14 protein-coding genes are annotated in these 15,208 nt (G+C 63.8%); 10 read left to right on the top strand and 4 right to left on the bottom strand.

Features of this window, described 5'->3' with window-relative positions:
• Window positions 1-98 precede the first annotated feature (98 nt).
• The 7 genes from ACIQLI_RS13110 (at window position 99) to ACIQLI_RS13080 (ending at window position 5,077) form a co-directional block, all read left to right on the top strand.
• Window positions 99-989 (top strand): MurR/RpiR family transcriptional regulator, encoded by an 891-nt coding sequence (locus ACIQLI_RS13110; RefSeq protein WP_400389032.1) that lies wholly within the window; start codon window positions 99-101, stop codon window positions 987-989.
• Window positions 990-1,026: 37 nt separating this feature from the next.
• Window positions 1,027-1,566: a GNAT family N-acetyltransferase gene (locus ACIQLI_RS13105; protein ID WP_400389029.1), complete on the top strand. Its 540-nt coding sequence runs from the start codon at window positions 1,027-1,029 to the stop codon at window positions 1,564-1,566.
• Window positions 1,567-1,617: 51 nt separating this feature from the next.
• Window positions 1,618-2,076, top strand: coding sequence for a hypothetical protein (locus tag ACIQLI_RS13100; RefSeq protein WP_400389026.1), 459 nt, complete (start codon window positions 1,618-1,620; stop codon window positions 2,074-2,076).
• Window positions 2,073-2,750 carry a hypothetical protein gene (locus ACIQLI_RS13095; RefSeq protein WP_400389023.1) on the top strand — a complete coding sequence of 226 codons (678 nt, stop codon included), beginning with the start codon at window positions 2,073-2,075 and terminating at the stop codon, window positions 2,748-2,750. Before ACIQLI_RS13100 ends, ACIQLI_RS13095 begins: the two co-directional genes overlap by 4 nt.
• 80 nt (window positions 2,751-2,830) lie before the next feature.
• Window positions 2,831-3,766: a polyphosphate kinase 2 gene (gene ppk2, locus ACIQLI_RS13090; protein ID WP_089596959.1), complete on the top strand. Its 936-nt coding sequence runs from the start codon at window positions 2,831-2,833 to the stop codon at window positions 3,764-3,766.
• A 59-nt stretch (window positions 3,767-3,825) separates the two neighbouring features.
• Window positions 3,826-4,356 carry an RNA polymerase sigma factor gene (locus ACIQLI_RS13085; RefSeq protein ID WP_400389019.1) on the top strand — a complete coding sequence of 177 codons (531 nt, stop codon included), beginning with the start codon at window positions 3,826-3,828 and terminating at the stop codon, window positions 4,354-4,356.
• Entirely contained in the window at window positions 4,349-5,077 is a 729-nt protein-coding gene (locus tag ACIQLI_RS13080) for a hypothetical protein (protein WP_400389016.1), read from the top strand. The genes ACIQLI_RS13085 and ACIQLI_RS13080 overlap by 8 nt, the downstream gene beginning before the upstream one ends.
• 52 nt (window positions 5,078-5,129) lie before the next feature.
• Here the strand turns inward: ACIQLI_RS13080 and treS are convergent, their stop codons facing one another.
• Window positions 5,130-7,421: a maltose alpha-D-glucosyltransferase gene (gene treS, locus ACIQLI_RS13075; protein ID WP_400389014.1), complete on the bottom strand. Its 2,292-nt coding sequence runs from the start codon at window positions 7,419-7,421 to the stop codon at window positions 5,130-5,132.
• Window positions 7,422-7,770: 349 nt separating this feature from the next.
• Between treS and ACIQLI_RS13070 the strand changes: the two genes are divergently transcribed.
• The 3 genes from ACIQLI_RS13070 (at window position 7,771) to ACIQLI_RS13060 (ending at window position 11,215) form a co-directional block, all read left to right on the top strand.
• Window positions 7,771-8,745 carry an NAD-dependent epimerase/dehydratase family protein gene (locus tag ACIQLI_RS13070; protein ID WP_400389011.1) on the top strand — a complete coding sequence of 325 codons (975 nt, stop codon included), beginning with the start codon at window positions 7,771-7,773 and terminating at the stop codon, window positions 8,743-8,745.
• A gap of 55 nt (window positions 8,746-8,800) precedes the next feature.
• Window positions 8,801-10,105, top strand: coding sequence for an LssY C-terminal domain-containing protein (locus ACIQLI_RS13065; protein ID WP_400389008.1), 1,305 nt, complete (start codon window positions 8,801-8,803; stop codon window positions 10,103-10,105).
• Between the two features lie 186 nt (window positions 10,106-10,291).
• Complete coding sequence (locus ACIQLI_RS13060; protein ID WP_400389005.1) at window positions 10,292-11,215, top strand: AEC family transporter; 924 nt, start codon at window positions 10,292-10,294, stop codon at window positions 11,213-11,215.
• A gap of 442 nt (window positions 11,216-11,657) precedes the next feature.
• Here the strand turns inward: ACIQLI_RS13060 and ACIQLI_RS13055 are convergent, their stop codons facing one another.
• Genes ACIQLI_RS13055 through ACIQLI_RS13045 form a run of 3 tightly spaced genes read right to left on the bottom strand, consistent with a single transcriptional unit; the run spans window position 11,658 to window position 15,199 of the window.
• Window positions 11,658-12,164 carry a universal stress protein gene (locus ACIQLI_RS13055; RefSeq protein ID WP_354231295.1) on the bottom strand — a complete coding sequence of 169 codons (507 nt, stop codon included), beginning with the start codon at window positions 12,162-12,164 and terminating at the stop codon, window positions 11,658-11,660.
• 58 nt (window positions 12,165-12,222) lie between these two features.
• A complete protein-coding gene (locus tag ACIQLI_RS13050; RefSeq protein ID WP_026541119.1) occupies window positions 12,223-12,564 on the bottom strand; it encodes a CU044_2847 family protein in 342 nt (113 codons plus the stop codon).
• A complete protein-coding gene (locus ACIQLI_RS13045; RefSeq protein WP_400389000.1) occupies window positions 12,548-15,199 on the bottom strand; it encodes a CHAT domain-containing protein in 2,652 nt (883 codons plus the stop codon). Before ACIQLI_RS13045 ends, ACIQLI_RS13050 begins: the two co-directional genes overlap by 17 nt.
• Window positions 15,200-15,208 lie beyond the last annotated feature (9 nt).

The raw sequence follows: 15,208 nt of genomic DNA, 5'->3' as shown, positions 1-15,208 counted from the left end.
CTGCGTCAATCGTTTACCATCACTGCTGCAGTTGGGTAAGTTATTTACATGGGCCGACCGCTACTGTGGATTGGCTGGGCCGGCTGGAAGGAAACACCATGGAAGAGGCACTTGGCGGGCAGTTATCGCGGACCGTTTTAGTGCGGATCCGTTCCGCACTGCCGTCGCTGCGCCCCTCCGAGCGCGCCATTGCCGAGCTTGTCCTGGCGGATCCCTCCCGTGTGGCCATGATGTCCATCGCAGATCTTGCCGAGCAGGGCGGAACGTCCACCACGTCGGTAGTCCGTTTCTATAAGAAGGTGGGCTACGGCGGATACTCGGACCTGCGTCTGGACCTCGCCCGGGAGACCGCACGCGAGAGCCTGGCCAACAACGTGCCGGCGGGGGTCTATGAGGACATCAACACGTCCGATTCGCTGCGCGACATCGTTTCCAAAATTGCCTTCAACGAGACCATGTCCATCGCCGACACGGCCCAAGTGCTCGACGTCGACAAACTCGCCCAGGCGGTGGAGGCCATCTCCACCTCGCGGAAGACCGACATCTTCGGTGTTGGGGCCGGCGGCCTGGTGGGCGAGGACCTGCAGCAGAAGCTGCACAGGATTGGACTGACGTCCTTCAGCTGGTCGGACCCCCATGCGGCGCTGGCGTCTGCGGCGCTCCTGGACGGCGACGGGGTTGCTGTCGCCGTCTCCCACTCGGGGACCACCATGGATACGGTCGACTTCCTGCTGGCAGCCAAGGCGGCAGGGGCAACCACCATTGCGGTCACCAACCATGCCGATTCTGCGCTGGGGCGGACGGCCGACATTGTGCTGAGTACTGCCGCGCGTGAGACCCCCTTCAGGTCCGGGGCCATGGGTAGCCGGATCGCCCAGATGATGGTGGTTGACTGTCTCTTCGTTGGAGTGGCCCAACGTTCCTACGACGCGTCCGTCTCTGCCCTAAAGAAAACGCACGCAGCGGTCCAGGGCCGTAAATTGGCTTGACAAGAAGTTCGGATGAGCGGGGCCTAGAGTCGTCACCATGTTTACTCTTACCGCTCCGGATGCGTCCTTTTACGAGTCTTTTGCCGAGTCCCACCGCGAGTGGGATGGCGCCCATCAGGATGGCGCCGGGCTGTTTGCCGGGGATGACATCAGCACGGCCGAGGGTTTCGCCGCGTGGGTCCGAAAGTTGGCGGACGCTGAGCATGCCCAGGAAGTGAACGGCATTGTTCCCTGCACCTATCGCTGGATAACAGAGGAGTCGCGATACGTCGGCTCGATTGCCTTCCGCCACTACCTCACGGCTTCCCTCCTGAACTCCGGCGGGCATATTGGTTACGGGGTGCGCCCCTCAGACCGCGGCCGTGGTGCGGCAACCTGGGCCCTGCGGGAAATGTGCTCCAGCCTGGCTGCCGGGGGAGGGCCTGGCCGGGTACTCCTGACCTGTGATGACGACAACGCGGCATCTGCGAGGACCATTGAGCGGAGCGGTGGCGTGCTGGAAGATGTGCGCCTGGACGGCGAGGGCAAGGCCTTCCGCCGCTACTGGATTGAGCTCGCCCCCTCCTCAGGCAAGTAAGTTTGTCACCCCAGGGTTGACGCCGCGCTGTCGTGCGGTGACTATGGACATATGACAAGTCAACCCGGGGGTGACAATGCAGCTTCCCAAACCACTGATCCGCAGTGGCAGCACGTGCTCAGCCATCGTCCGGCCGACGACGGTTCCCGCGAAGCCGCAGCCAAAAGATTCGCGGAACGCGGGATCACCCCTGGGCAGCTCCGCGCCGTCCTGACCGATGGCGGGGATGCCCTGTACGCGGCAGCCGCGGCGGGCGGTCCCGGCTGGGCACAACCGTTCGGCGGACCTTTGGCCGTGGCACTGCTGTCCGCGGAGGTCAGTGTCTTTGCCGCACATCTAAATTCCAGGGCGTCCGGAATCAGGTCAGCGGCTGTCGCTGAACTCCTGGACGAGTACAGCGCCGTGACGGTGGCCGCCGAGCTCGGGGTGGCACGCCAGAAGGTGTACGAAATTGCACGGGCAGGTCTTCGTCCGCCCTACATTGAGCAGGTCCCTTGGAGGACATCGTGAATCCGATCGAAGAGAAGGTCCAGCTACCGGACCCGAAAACCCACTTTCTTGTCCATCCTCTTGACCTGCCCGGAGCTCGAAGGGAATTCCTGCTGGGCTGGTGGTTGGGAGTCTTCGCAACGCCCCAGGTCTACACGGCGCTCCTGGCCGTCTTGTGGGCCGTCAGCAACAACTACGTCACGCCCGTTCTGGTCCCCCTGGTCCTGGTGGTGATTGCGGGGTGGATCAGTGTGAAGCTCACGGGCGGCGCGTGGGACTACATTCCCCGGAAGCGCCATGACAAGGACCGGCGCATGACGGGAATGACCATCGCGGCGTCGCTCATCACCTCGCTTGCACTCTTTGCGGGTCTGCTGATCTTCATGGCGTGGACTGCATCGCAGGATTTGGTTCCTGGTTTCAGCGCCTATCCGCTGGGAATGGGCTCGGCCATCGCGCTGATCATGGCAGGAGAGCTGGTGATCAAGCTGGTTCGCCGCAGATCCGTGGAACTGGTTTCCGACGCCATCAGCTTGATCGTGGTGGTTGCCGCTGTGTGGATCGGCTTCGGCCTCCTCCCTGAAGGGCGGGACATCGCACCGTTGGACCTGGTGCCTGGTGCCGCCATCCTTGTGGGTGTCTGGTTGAGCTGGCTGCTGTTCACCAAAACGGAGGCCCGCCGCAACCACGGCTAGACACTGAAAGGCCTGTTCATATTCCCGTCACCATCGGTTGCTAGGCTGCCGGGCACTACACGGCTGACCAGGAGGACCGCATGACGGAGGCAAACTCACTATCCACATCCTTGGACGATTGGTGGGTCAGGGACAACCTTCGGGAGACCATCGATCACCTGGTGGAGTTGGGCTACACCATCAGCGGCGGGCAAGGGGAGGACCCGGACCTGATCGATCCCGGTGGATCGGCCGTTGAAACATGGAACGAGGACTACCCGTACCAGGAGCGGATGACCCGCGATGAGTACGAGATCGAGAAGTATCGACTCCAGATTGAGTTGCTGAAGTTCCAGTACTGGGGCCAGGACCGCGGACTCAAGCACGTGATTGTCTTCGAGGGCAGGGACGCCGCCGGCAAGGGCGGCACCATCAAGCGCTTCACTGAGCACTTGGATCCCCGATCCGCCAGGACAGTTGCGCTGGCCAAGCCGTCGGACCGTGAACAGGGTCAGTGGTATTTCCAGCGCTACATCCAGCACCTTCCCACAGCCGGCGAGATCGTCATGTTCGATCGCTCCTGGTACAACCGGGCCAACGTGGAGAAAGTCATGGGCTTCTGCACAGACGACGAATACGACACCTTCATGGGACAGGCACCGGTCTTCGAAAAGATGCTGGTGGACGCCGGGATCCACGTGACCAAGTTCTGGTTCTCCGTCACCCGGCAGGAGCAGCGGACCCGCTTCGCCATCCGCCAGATCGACCCCGTCCGCCGCTGGAAGCTCTCGCCCATGGACCTTGCATCCCTGGACCGCTGGGAGGAGTACACCGACGCCAAGGAACAAACGTTCCTGCATACCGACTCCGACCATGCGCCCTGGATCACCATCAAGTCCAACGACAAGAAGCGCGCCCGCATCAACGCCATGCGCTACTTCCTGAACCAGTTCGACTATGAGGACAAGGACACCTCGGTGGTTTACGACGCCGATCCACTGATCCTCCGACGCGGCCGCGACGCCGTAGGCGACTAACTCGCGGGGTTTTTCCGGGAATCAGTTACATTTTTCCGATGGCCGGACATTAACGGGGTATGGGCTTGCAAACGGAGCAGGGGGATCGCGTGGAGTTGGCCAGGCAGAAGCATTTTCTGGCGGCCCACGCCGCGTGCCATGACAAGGTGTACCGCTATTTCCGGCGCCGAACGGAGGGTGCGTCCACTGCCGAGGACCTCACCGCAGACGTCTTCCGGATCGCGTGGGAAAAGTCCCGACAGGACCAGGAACTCTCTGTGCTTGTGGTCTTTGGCATCGCCCGCAACGTCCTCCGGAACCATTACCGTTCGACCGTCCGCTCGCAGAATCTCACGCAGCAGTTGGAGCGGCAGCGGACGGCGGAGTTGGGCTCCGACGACGGCGTGGTGAGGGAAGCGCTGGACCGGCTCAAGCCTGAGGAACGCGAAGTCCTTCTCCTGACGTACTGGGACGGATTCAGTTCAGCCGAGGTCTCGGACCTGCTTAATGTCACCGCCACTGCCGTCAGGATGCGCCTGCACCGGGCACGGAAAGGACTCAGCAACCTGCTTCGGACAGACCACTTCACGGAGGATCCCAGCAATGCGTAACAACGACACGTCCACCCTGGATCGCCTGGCCGCGGCAGACCCCGGCTTGACGGTCACCGAAGATGAGTTGGCCCGGAGCCGGGAGAAGAGTTTGGCGGTAATGGCTACCGACGCCGAGCAGCTTGCCGTGGGAGGTTCCATCCATGACTTCCACCGGAGGTCCGCCGGGCGACCGATGCCTCTGCTGGCACGTTATGGGTTGGCAGCAGCGGCCGCTGCAGTTGTTGTGGGTGTCTTCGTGACATTCTCCGCGCCGACCGGAGTGGTTCTGCAGGGGGCTCCAGCGGCCACGCAACTGGACGAGGCGTCTCACGCTGTCTCCCCCGGTGAGCTACCGCCCCTCATCACCGGCTCCCCAACGCCGACCGTGGAAGCCGTCATCGTGACGGGCGGTGCAGGTAAGTTGGCCGCTTCCAGTACTGAAATCGACCGACTCATCTCTGAGGGCATTCACATGCGACCGGATGTTCTCCGGATACTGAAGCTTGAAGCGGACAAGGACGGTTGCATCGGCAACGGCCTACTGTTTCCCACTGGAACCACAGTCACGGACACCGGGCTAATGATGCCTGACGGAACACTCTTCCGCATGGGTGATGTCATCTCATTTGGGGGTTTGGACGTGGAGTCGAGAGACGTGGGACAGTGCGCAGACGGCCGTCAGCTTGTCTTAATGGAGGACGTGCGTCCCTACGTCGGCAATTACCCATGGCCCAGGTGAATAACAACAACCGCGACGTCGGCACTCACCGTGAGTGCCGACGTCGTGCGTTCTATTCGGCGGACTCTTCCTCAACAACCGGGTCCTTCAACAGCAGTGCCGTGCCCTGGAAGGCGGGCAGCTCGAGGTAGAAGCTGTGGAGGTCGTCCACCTGGCCTACGTTGTCGCCGCTGAAGAGGTCGTGCACGCTGGCGCCGGGGACAAGGTGACCGGACTGGATGCTGCCTGCAATGTCCTGGTCCGAGAAGTTCAGGACCGTGACCTGCAGTGCTCCGTCGGCGAGCTGGTTGACCAAAACCAGCAGCCCCCGGTTGGAAACGTCAGGCACGTCCAGCAGAGTGCTGGTGGCGATGCCGGACTCCTCCCGCACTGTGAGGATCTGCTGGAGCCGCCGCGCGTAGGAGCGTGAATCCTTGAGCTGCTCGGGCAGTGAACCGTAGAGACTGCGGGCGCGGGCCATGCCGGCCAGCGAGGTCTTCGCGTCCGGGCTGGTGCCCATGAGGTCGTGGGCTCCGCGGTTGATCCAGCGGGTATCGCCCTGCGAAGTGAGTTCCTTGACGGTTTCGCGGTCCAGGGCCGTGATGCCGGTGAGGTCCCAGCCGGAGAGCGCGAAGACGCCCGGCTGCAGCGCGTTGTACATGGACAAAAGCACGTGGGCGTCCAGTACCTGGGCTTCCTGCTCCGGGGTGATGGCGTCCTGGTCCTTGATACCCAGTGCGGCCATGATGAAGCTGACCGTGGTGCAGGCGATGCCGTTGGTGGTGAACAGTGCGTTGTAGGGCCCGTTGTCGCCCGTGAGACGTTCCCGCAGGGTCTCCTGCACCTTTTCCGCAACTTCGGCCCCGGTCAGTTCTTCGCCGCCGAGTTCGAAAACGTCGTCCCTGTGTCCGGCGGCGAAGTGCAGCAACTCATACGTCAGCTCGTCGTGGTTCTGGAGGGCGTGGACCAAGGAGGCCTGGTCCACCCCGATCTCCATGGAGAGGCGCAGGGTCAGGCGCAGGAATTCGGTATCGCCGGTGACGAAGGCGTAGTGGTACGCGGGCCGGGTGATGAAGTCGTAGGAGAGGTCGGGGCCCGATTCTGACTGGGCCTTGATGTCATCGATGGTGAGGTTGAGTTCCTGGAAGGAGAACCCGCCCACCTTGCGGATCATGGAGCCGATCAGCTGGTTTGCCGCCTCGGACAACGGGTGGCCCTCTGACCATCCCGGCTCTTCTTCCGCGGTCTTTTCGACGCCCAGGAAGCCGTTGGCATCAAGCCGCAACGCGCCGGTGCCGAGGTCCAGCAGCGAATGCAGTGCGTCGCCGACCACCAGGCGCATGCCGGCGAACGTTGGGTCCAGCCAGTTGATGGACGGTTGGCCGGACTTGAAGTAGTGGAGGTAGACCCAGCGGCGGGTCTTTCCGGTGGTGTCGATAATGGGCTTGGTGGCGCTCCAGTTGGTTTCCTTGACGCCGGGCTCATAGAAAATGACCCGCTGCAGCCGCCCAATGATGTAGCCCGCTTTTTGCAGGGCTTCCTCAGCCGCCGGGCTGATGTTCACCGAGTCTTCGCCCTCGGGGACGTCCGGCAGCAGGTGCCAATCCTCTTCAGGGATGTCCACCATGTGATAGATGCCGGGGTAGTCCCGGAAGTTCATCTCGGCGAGCCGGAAGTCGGCACCCTTGCCGGTGTGCCCGGGGACGATGTCGTCAATGATGGTGCCGCCGTGCTCGTTGGCAACCTCGCACATCTGACGGAACTCTTCTTCTGTCCCGAACGCGGGATCGATCGCCATGGAGATACGGTCAAAATGGCCGTCCACGCTGGGCGTCTGCGACCAGCCGCGGATGCCGCCGGCCAGCTTCACCGGGCCCGTGTGCAGCCCGCGGATGCCGATTTTGCTGAACGCATCCCAGAGCTCGGGATCACCCAATGCCGAAAGGAAGGACTGGCCGTCCTTGGTGATGAAGGACAACGGGTAGGCGGTGAACCAGACAGGTGAACGCTCAACGGCTGCGCGCGGGTTGGGCCGGGCATACGAGTTCTGCCACATGCTGGCCTGGCCGGAGAGTTGCCGGGCCATGGTGTTGGCGTCGCCCAACATGGATTGGTTCCTGAGCCAGTCCACATAGGTGGAGTTCAGGCCGTCAAATTCCAGGGAAGGGCGGGCCGCGAAGAATTGCCTTCTGCGGGCGATGGGCCGGAGCGCTTTGGGCCGGGCCGGGTAGAACTGCTCGTCGAAGGTGATTTCCGCCGGTTCGCTTGCGATTTCATCGGGCGTTTCCTGTGGCGTCTCCTCCGGATTTTCTTCTGGAGTTCCGCTGATTTCTGACACGCTCGTGTTGACTGCAGGCTCCCGCACAGTTGTCTCCTTACGTGGTCGCCGCGTCAACGCCGACCGTCCGAGGGGGGGGTCGTTCAAGAGGTCACGTACCCGGGCTTGCCCGGACTATTCATGCTAGTCACGTTGGCCTGCGGTTTGTCGAACCCGGGAACAACTAAGTCTCGTGATCATCCGGCGGCTTGACGTACGTCGACTGGGAGGTCAACCATACCAACACCCGACGTCGGCATTCACGTGAGTGCCGACGTCGGGCTTCGCTTACGAGGACCGCCACACCCTGGCGGCGTTCAGGTTCCCGGAACTGCGTCCGACCCTACCGATGCACCCTCCTCAGCCAGTACCGTGACTCGTGGAGATCGGAGAACCCATGAAAATCGTAGTAATCGGCGGCAGCGGCCATATTGGGTCCTTCCTGGTCCCCAGGCTTGTGCGCGCCGGACACGAGGTCGTGAACATCAGCCGCGGAAGCCGCCTGCCCTACGTCGACGTCCCCGAGTGGCAGCAGGTCCGCCAGGTCACCGCGGACCGCGAGCACGAGGAACGCAAGGGCATCTTTGGCGACCGGGTAGCGGAACTGGGCGCCGACGTCGTGGTTGATCTTTTGTGCTTCACGCTCGAATCAGCCACTGCGCTGGTGGATCGCTTGCGCGGCGAAACAGGCCATCTGCTGCACTGCGGCTCCATTTGGCGATACGGCGTCAGTCTGAAGTTGCCCCTTGCCGAAGGCCGGGATTTTGCCGGGGAGCCGGTGGATGAATACGGGATCCAGAAGCGTGACATCGCCCGCATGCTCAAGGAAGAAACTGCTGCCGGAGGGTTGGCCACAACATCCATTCATCCTGGGCATATCGTGGGTCCTGGCTGGCAGCCGATCGGCCCCTTGGGCAACCTGGATCCCGGGGTGTGGCAGACGATTGCCTCCGGACAACCGCTCCAGGTTCCCGGGAACGGTACTGAGCTGATGCACCATGTGCATGCCGACGACGTCGCGCAGGCCTTTGAGAAAGCCATCCTGAATCGGGACGCGGCGGCCGGGGAGGACTTCAATATTGTTGCGCCGATCGCCCTGACGGTGCGGGGCTACGTGAGCGTCGCTGCTTCCTGGTTCGGGCAGGAGCCGCGCATGGAACCTGTGGGCTGGGAGGAGTTCCGGCGGACCACTCCCGGGGAATCTGCCGATATCAGTTGGGCGCACCTCTCCCGCAATCACTGCGTGAGTATCCACAAAGCGACGTCACTGATCGGGTACGCGCCACGCTATGAACCCGAGCAGGCAGTGCTGGAGTCCGTGCAGTGGCTCATCAGCAACGGGCAACTTGATGTGCCAAAACTGCTGACCTAGGCCTGTACAACGGCCACCCGAGGCCCGAAGCTTAAGGGGCCACAGGGGGAGCTTCATGGATAAAGTGCCGAACAACGGCGTCACGGACAGCCGGCTCGATCACGGGTTCTTCGTCCTGGGTGGAGCTGCCGCGGTGTGGCTGGCGTTCCTGCTGGTGGGGGAGAGCTTCCACTTGGGGTGGGGCCAGCTGTGGTTTTCCTTCGTGTTCTGGGCGTTCCTTGCCTACCTGCTTTTGCCGCGGCTGCACCGGATCCTGACCACCATCTACGTGCCCGGCTATTTCATCGGCCGCGCCCGCACCAGCGATGGGCTGCTGGGCGATCCCGTTAATGTGGCGCTGCTGGGAGCCGAACCGCAGATCCACGCGCTCATGAGGTCCGCAGGGTGGACCATGGCCGACGACGTCACTTTCGCCAGCAGCCGCCGCATCATCAGCTCCACCATTTTTCGGCAGAGTTATACCGAGGCGCCGGTCAGCCCCCTGTATCTTTTCGATCGGCAACAGGACTTCGCGTACCAACAAGAGGTCAACAACACCCCCGGCAAACGCCACCACGTCCGCTTCTGGCGTTGCCCCGAGGGGTGGCTCCTCCCCGGTGGGCACAAAGTGGATTGGCTTGCGGCAGGAACGTACGACCGCAGCGTCGGCTTCTCGCTCTTCACCCTGCAGATCACGCACAAGATCGAGCAGAACACGGACGTGGAGCGGGACCACATCGTGTCCACCGTTTCGACTGCCGATCCTGCCGTCTCAGTGCAGGTGATTGAGGACTTCTCCACGGGATATCACACGCGCAACGGCGGCGGCGATTCCATCTCCACCGACGGCGACCTGCCCATCATCGACGCCAGCCGCGTCCAGGTCCCCGCCAACCAGCCGCCCAGCCGGACCGACAGCCGTGACCGGCGCCCGGCACCCATCGTGACCGGCGCTGTCCTGGTTGCCATCCGGGCGATTGCCGCCTTTACCTTGGCGATGACACTGCTCACCTCCGGCGGCGACATCGGGCTCGAAGATGTCCCCCTGGACCCGGAAACCACGACGACGACGATCGTCACCATGGCTGTCATCGTCCTGCTCTTCGGGCTCGGTGAAGTCTTCCTGGCATGGCGGATTTTCCTTGGCAGCAACGGGGCCCGGGTGATCGCCATGGCCCTGAGCTCCATCTCGATCCTGGTACAGGCCGTCGACTACTCTACCGGGACCGCGAATCTCACCCTCGAAGCGGGCCTCTCCGGCCTGGCCTCGGACATCCTCGTCCTGCTGGCGCTGTCCAGCCAGCGGGCCAGGGTCTACGCCAAACGGCAGCGCATCCCGGCCGTTCCGGCATCCGTGGTGGGGCGGCGCGTGCCTTCCTGACCTTCTTTGAGTGCGGCTTCCGTCCGACACGCCGGCCTTTGCAGCGTGTCGGGGTGGTTTTAGATTCAAAGTGGGTGGGGACGGTACGGGGCAGCCCGATTAAGGCCGGCCCGATAGGGTTAATCCGTTCCCAGCCAGCCTGCGTCACCAGCCGGGCCTCCAGAGTTACGGATTGAGGAAAACGGTGTGGACGGAGTCCTTCAGGGTTTCTTTGTGGTCAGCGTGGTGCTGCTCATTGGCTACATCCTTGGCAGAACCAGAGCTTTGGGTCCCGAAGGAAGCAAAGTCCTCTCCACACTGACCTTCATGGTGGGACTGCCCTGCCTGATGTTTTCGGCGATTGCGTCGCGCCACATATCAGATGTCCTCAGTGCCACGGGCTTGATTTCGGTGGTCACCGCGGTTGCGGTCATGCTGGTGTTTACGGTGGCCGGCCTCATTGGCCGCTGGGGTGTTCGTCGGAGCACCATCGGCGCGCTGTCGGTGGGAATCGTGAACTCCACCAATCTGGGTGTGCCGTTGTCGCTGTATATCCTTGGCAGCGCCACGTACGTCACGCCCATCATGCTGTTTCAGTTGGCCATCGTGACTCCCATCGCCCTGACGATCCTCGACCTCACAGATCCTGCGGGCAAGGAGGTCTCCGTCTGGCGGGTGCTGTCCATACCGTTTCGCAACCCTGTCACTGTGGCAGCAATTCTCGGGGTGGCCGTGAGCGCTTTGGGCATCGAAGTACCCGCGCTCATCCTCGACCCCTTGGCGCTTGTAGCCCAGTTGGCTGTGCCGCTGATGTTGATCATCTTCGGCATGTCCCTGCACGGGCTCTCGGTCCGGCCCGGCGTCGGTGACAGGGGTCCCACAACCGTGGCCGTGATCCTCAAATCCGCTGTCCAGCCAGCGCTTGCCTGGATCCTGGCGGCATTCGTATTCCACCTGGACCCGTTCAGTACGTTCGTGGTCACCGCCTGCGCCATCCTTCCTACCGGCCAAAACGTGGTGCTCTATGCGGTCCGGTACGGCGTGGGCCAAGGAATTGCGCAATCCACGGCGGTGTTCACCAGCATCCTGGCCGTGCCGCTGCTTCTTGGGGCGGCGTGGCTGTTCGGCTGAGCCGTTTCACCCGAGCGCGGCCGTCCCGCCACCACCCACTTTGACTCCGCTGACGCTTGGACACGCCGGTGAATGCGGCGTGTTGCTCTGCCCGGATACCCACAGTGGGTGGCGACGGTACGCGGCATGAAGCCAGCCACCCGTAGAAGGCCGCCCCCATAAGGCTCGACGACGGCACTCACCTTTAGCGCCGCCGTCGTTCCGTCTGCGTGGGATGTGGAAGAGCGTCCGGCTGAAGGGCGTGGGATGTGGAAGAGCGACCGGCTGAAGGGCGTGGGATGTGGAAGAGCGATCCAGGGGTTAAACAAAAGAGCTCCGGAGTGCGTTATTGGGGGATACGCACTCCGGAGCGGCCTTTGAGCAGGCGCTTTCGCTGACCTGCAGTAATCACTCTACGTTGCGCGCAACCCCTTCGCCACCACCTCGAATAAGTACTTTCGCTTTAGTTTCTGTGGGCAGCTTCCGGCCGTTTTTTCTGGGGCACAATCAGCACCGGACGGCGTTGGTGATGGCTCAGCCACGCGGCAACTGATCCGTTCAGTGCCTCGGAAATCCTGTGCCCCAAACCGGGCTCGGGCGTCCCCACGATGATCATGGACGCGTTGATGTCAGCGGCGAGCCTGCCCAACGCCCGTGCCGGGTCACCTGCCAGCAGGCGCAAGGTCCAATCGGCCGTACCGCCGTCCATCGCCTCCGCGATCACCCTGCCGAGGTCGCCGCGCACGGCCTCGACGTCGGCATCTTCCTTCTCCGGGTGAAGCGACATCCGGTGCGTCTCCCGGGACGGGTCCCACTCGACGAGGTAACTGGCCTCGTCCACGTAAGCGCACACCAACGGCACGCCGAGGCGTTCCGCCAAGGTCCGGGCGGTTTGGAGTACTTCCACATGCTGGTCCGGGAGAACTCCCACCACCAAGGGAACCGGTCCGCTGAAATTTTCCGCAGCCATACCCTTATTGTTGCGCCGGGGCGATCCAAAGAACAGGCTGTTGCGGCGGTAGCCGGTGTCAGGTTTCAGTCGGTTTGTTCCAGGTGAGCCGCACCTTGAAATTGGACGCCGTGCTTGCCGACGCGATGAAAGCGCCAGCCTCCGCGTGCAGGTCAATGCCGAACTCCACGCTGACCTCATCCGGACGGTTCTCCAAACTCAGGAGCTCGTCGATCACGCCCTGCACCGCTGGACGCACATGCGCCAGTGCGCGCTCGAAGGTTTGCTGCGCCCGCGCGAAAACCCCCGAATGGTCCCCAGCGTGGTCACCACCCCTGGTTACCAGGCTCCCCGCTGCGTTCGCGACCTCCACAACTACCGTGCCGCCGTCGTCGGTGGTGAATTCAACCAGCCTGCTCATGTTCCTGTCCCTTCTCCGACGCCCGCAGTCGGCGGACCGCCACCACGAAACCGATCCCGGATGCACACAAGACCAGCAGCTGAATCAGCACAAAGTAAGCGTGCGTCCGGTACCAGGACTCAAGGAAGACGCCTTTGTCCTGCACCCAGACCAGCGGAACCGTCACCGTGGGCCACAGCAGCAGCCACCCGAACGGCTCGGATCGGCGGGATCGCAGGGCCAGGATCCCCGCCCACAAACCGAAGCCCGCATGCACAAAGCCGGCGATGACTGTGGTCGGGTCCACCGTTTCGGTGAGTCCCGAGAGTCCAAAAAGAGCGCCCGAAATAACGACCCCTGCCATCACCACCCGGGCCATGGCGGTGCGATCGGGAAGGCCCGCGACCGCCAACAGCAGGTACCCAAGAGGTGCCACCAGGCCGTAAACGATGCGGAGGGAGCCGTCTCCGCCGCTTTCGTACCAGTAGTTGTCGTCCAACCACAGGAAGTAGACCGCGAAGCAGGCCCCGAGTCCGCCCGCCACGATCAGTGCGACGCCGCCCCACAGCAGCGGCGTCCGCAGCGGAGGAGCCGACCCGCCAGCGGGGGCGGGTGCTGAGCCGCCGGGCTTTGACCCCCGGAGGACAGCGTTAGACGGCGCGACGCCAGCGGGTGCCCCGGGTTTGGCCACGGATGGGGCCGGGTTCAGTGCTGAACCCGCTTGGCGGCTGGGGCTGGGGGCGGTGTAAGGGGCGGGGTTGGCGCGGGCAGGGGCTTTTTTCCGCGGTGGCCGCACCGGTAGATCCGCTGCCGTGTACGAACCGTGGGGCTTCTCATCGTCAGAGGCCGGAGGCACCTCAGCCGTTTCAACGGGAGGTGGTTCTTTCGACTTGGCCTTCTGGATCTCTGTCCGGGCGGCGGTTGCGAGCCCATCGGGATCTGCGGCATCAGGGTCCACGGTGGCCAACTCCGCCGACACATCCAGCACTGCTTCCCAGGAACCCAGGGAGGAATGGTATCGAAGCTCGCCTTGCAGGTCCGAGATCCGTTGCCGGCGCTCGCAGTCCTGGCGTCGGACGGCGGCGTCAGGGAATCCGGGGTCGTCCTGCACCGCGGCAAAGCCATCCGCCGCGGCCAGCCAGTCTTCGGTTTCCTCTGCCTTGAGGGCTTCGCGGTAAGTGCGGTCCAGCTCCAGCCGGTGCCGGGCCTTGTCTCTGAGCGCCGTGGCATCCCGGTAACCAGGCTCCAGCGTGAGGAGGTCATCGAACAGTTCCACGGCCTGTTCCAAGCGCCGGGCCCGCAACTCAGCGGACGCCTGAACGTACAGTGCCCGCAGCTGCGCCCGTTTCATGGCCTGTCCGGCGTTGGCCTGCCCGGCGCCGGGCAGCGGCTGGGTGGCCGGTACCGGCGCCGCTTGGGCCGGTATGGCGTGGTCCTGTCCCGTTCCGGGCGGCGAGGCCGGCGAACTTGCGTGGGCTGGTCCCGTAGCCTGACCGCCGGAGGTCCCGGCCGTCGTCGAACTTTCAACCGAAGCCGGCGCGCGCGGTGTTCCTGTGAGTGTGAACAGCTGGGTGGTGCCGCCGCGGACGTAGAGTGCCGGGGTGACCCATTCGAGCGTTCCGTCCGGGCTGGCCATGACGGAGATTCTGCCGACACGTGCCGCCTCGTCCACGGTGCGGCCGTTGGCGATTGCTGCGTAGAAGCCGTGGGCGAAGGCGATGGCGGCGTAGTCGCTGATGGCGAACTGCATGGCGGCCACGGCGCCGATCCCGCTTCGGACCAGCGCGGACGCGGTGCCGGAGAAGAGGTCCGACTGGCCCATTTCCCCCGAGGAACACGAGTTCAGCACCACCAACCGTGGGCGGGGAGCAGCGACGCTGAGCAAGGCCATGAGGCGGACGGCGCGGACCATGGCGGCCCTGCCGTCGGGTCCCACCAGTGCGATCCTGCCTTCGTCGGTGCGGGAGTCGTAGTCGCCGTGGCCTACAAAGTGGACCACATGCCAAGGCCCGGCCAGCAGCATCGACTGCACGTCATCCCAGGTTCCACTTTTTGCCCAGACCAGCTCCACCCGGCCTTCGGACACCGGCCCGGCCAGGGCCCGGCCCAGGTGGTCCTTCTCGGCGGTGACGTCCAAGCCGGGCAGGTCCCGGGGCGAGGCGACGATCCCCAGAATGCGCAGGGGCGGTGCCACATCCAGGGGATTCAGGTTGTAGTCGGGGGCGGGGACGTGGCGGAGGAGGGGCTCGGTCTGGCAGAGGTAGGTTTCGGTTTCGGGGTCGAACAGGGTCTCCCACGGCATGGTGGCCAGCTCAGGGGCGGACAACCTCAGGACCACCCTGAGCTGCTGGCCGGCATGCTGCGCCGCGCCGAGGCTGGCCCGGTAGGTTCCATAAACCTCGCGGGTGAACAAGGCCTGGAACAACTGCTGGCCTACTTCACGGACAGCCATCTCAGCCACGGGCATGGTCCTGCGGGCGGCCACGGCAGACGCCAGGACGGTGGCTTCAAGCTGGGGGAGCCGTTCAAGGATGCCCTCCACGTCCAGGGTGAACATGCCCGAGGCGTGGCCTCCCGCCGGTGCACGGACCACGCGCACCGTATATTCGCCGCGTGCAGAGCCGGCATCAATCTCCAGCTCGATGTCACAGTCCATCGCGGATCC

Origin of the sequence: Paenarthrobacter sp. NPDC091669 (assembly GCF_044756725.1) — a bacterium.
Classification (GTDB): Bacteria; Actinomycetota; Actinomycetes; order Actinomycetales; family Micrococcaceae; genus Arthrobacter; species Arthrobacter bambusae_C.
The sequence above is the reverse complement of the archived record's forward strand: the minus strand, read 5'-3'. Positions and strand labels throughout refer to the sequence as shown.

What these genes read in the sequence shown, in the direction of transcription:
- ACIQLI_RS13110 (WP_400389032.1), top strand. Translation starts at nt 99, where the DNA reads ATGGAAGAGGCACTTGGCGGGCAGTTATCGCGGACCGTTTTAGTGCGG.
- ACIQLI_RS13105 (WP_400389029.1), top strand. Translation starts at nt 1,027, where the DNA reads ATGTTTACTCTTACCGCTCCGGATGCGTCCTTTTACGAGTCTTTTGCC.
- ACIQLI_RS13100 (WP_400389026.1), top strand. Translation starts at nt 1,618, where the DNA reads ATGACAAGTCAACCCGGGGGTGACAATGCAGCTTCCCAAACCACTGAT.
- ppk2 (WP_089596959.1), top strand. Translation starts at nt 2,831, where the DNA reads ATGACGGAGGCAAACTCACTATCCACATCCTTGGACGATTGGTGGGTC.
- ACIQLI_RS13085 (WP_400389019.1), top strand. Translation starts at nt 3,826, where the DNA reads ATGGGCTTGCAAACGGAGCAGGGGGATCGCGTGGAGTTGGCCAGGCAG.
- ACIQLI_RS13080 (WP_400389016.1), top strand. Translation starts at nt 4,349, where the DNA reads ATGCGTAACAACGACACGTCCACCCTGGATCGCCTGGCCGCGGCAGAC.
- ACIQLI_RS13070 (WP_400389011.1), top strand. Translation starts at nt 7,771, where the DNA reads ATGAAAATCGTAGTAATCGGCGGCAGCGGCCATATTGGGTCCTTCCTG.
- ACIQLI_RS13065 (WP_400389008.1), top strand. Translation starts at nt 8,801, where the DNA reads ATGGATAAAGTGCCGAACAACGGCGTCACGGACAGCCGGCTCGATCAC.
- ACIQLI_RS13055 (WP_354231295.1), bottom strand. Translation starts at nt 12,164, where the DNA reads ATGGCTGCGGAAAATTTCAGCGGACCGGTTCCCTTGGTGGTGGGAGTT.
- ACIQLI_RS13050 (WP_026541119.1), bottom strand. Translation starts at nt 12,564, where the DNA reads ATGAGCAGGCTGGTTGAATTCACCACCGACGACGGCGGCACGGTAGTT.
- ACIQLI_RS13045 (WP_400389000.1), bottom strand. Translation starts at nt 15,199, where the DNA reads ATGGACTGTGACATCGAGCTGGAGATTGATGCCGGCTCTGCACGCGGC.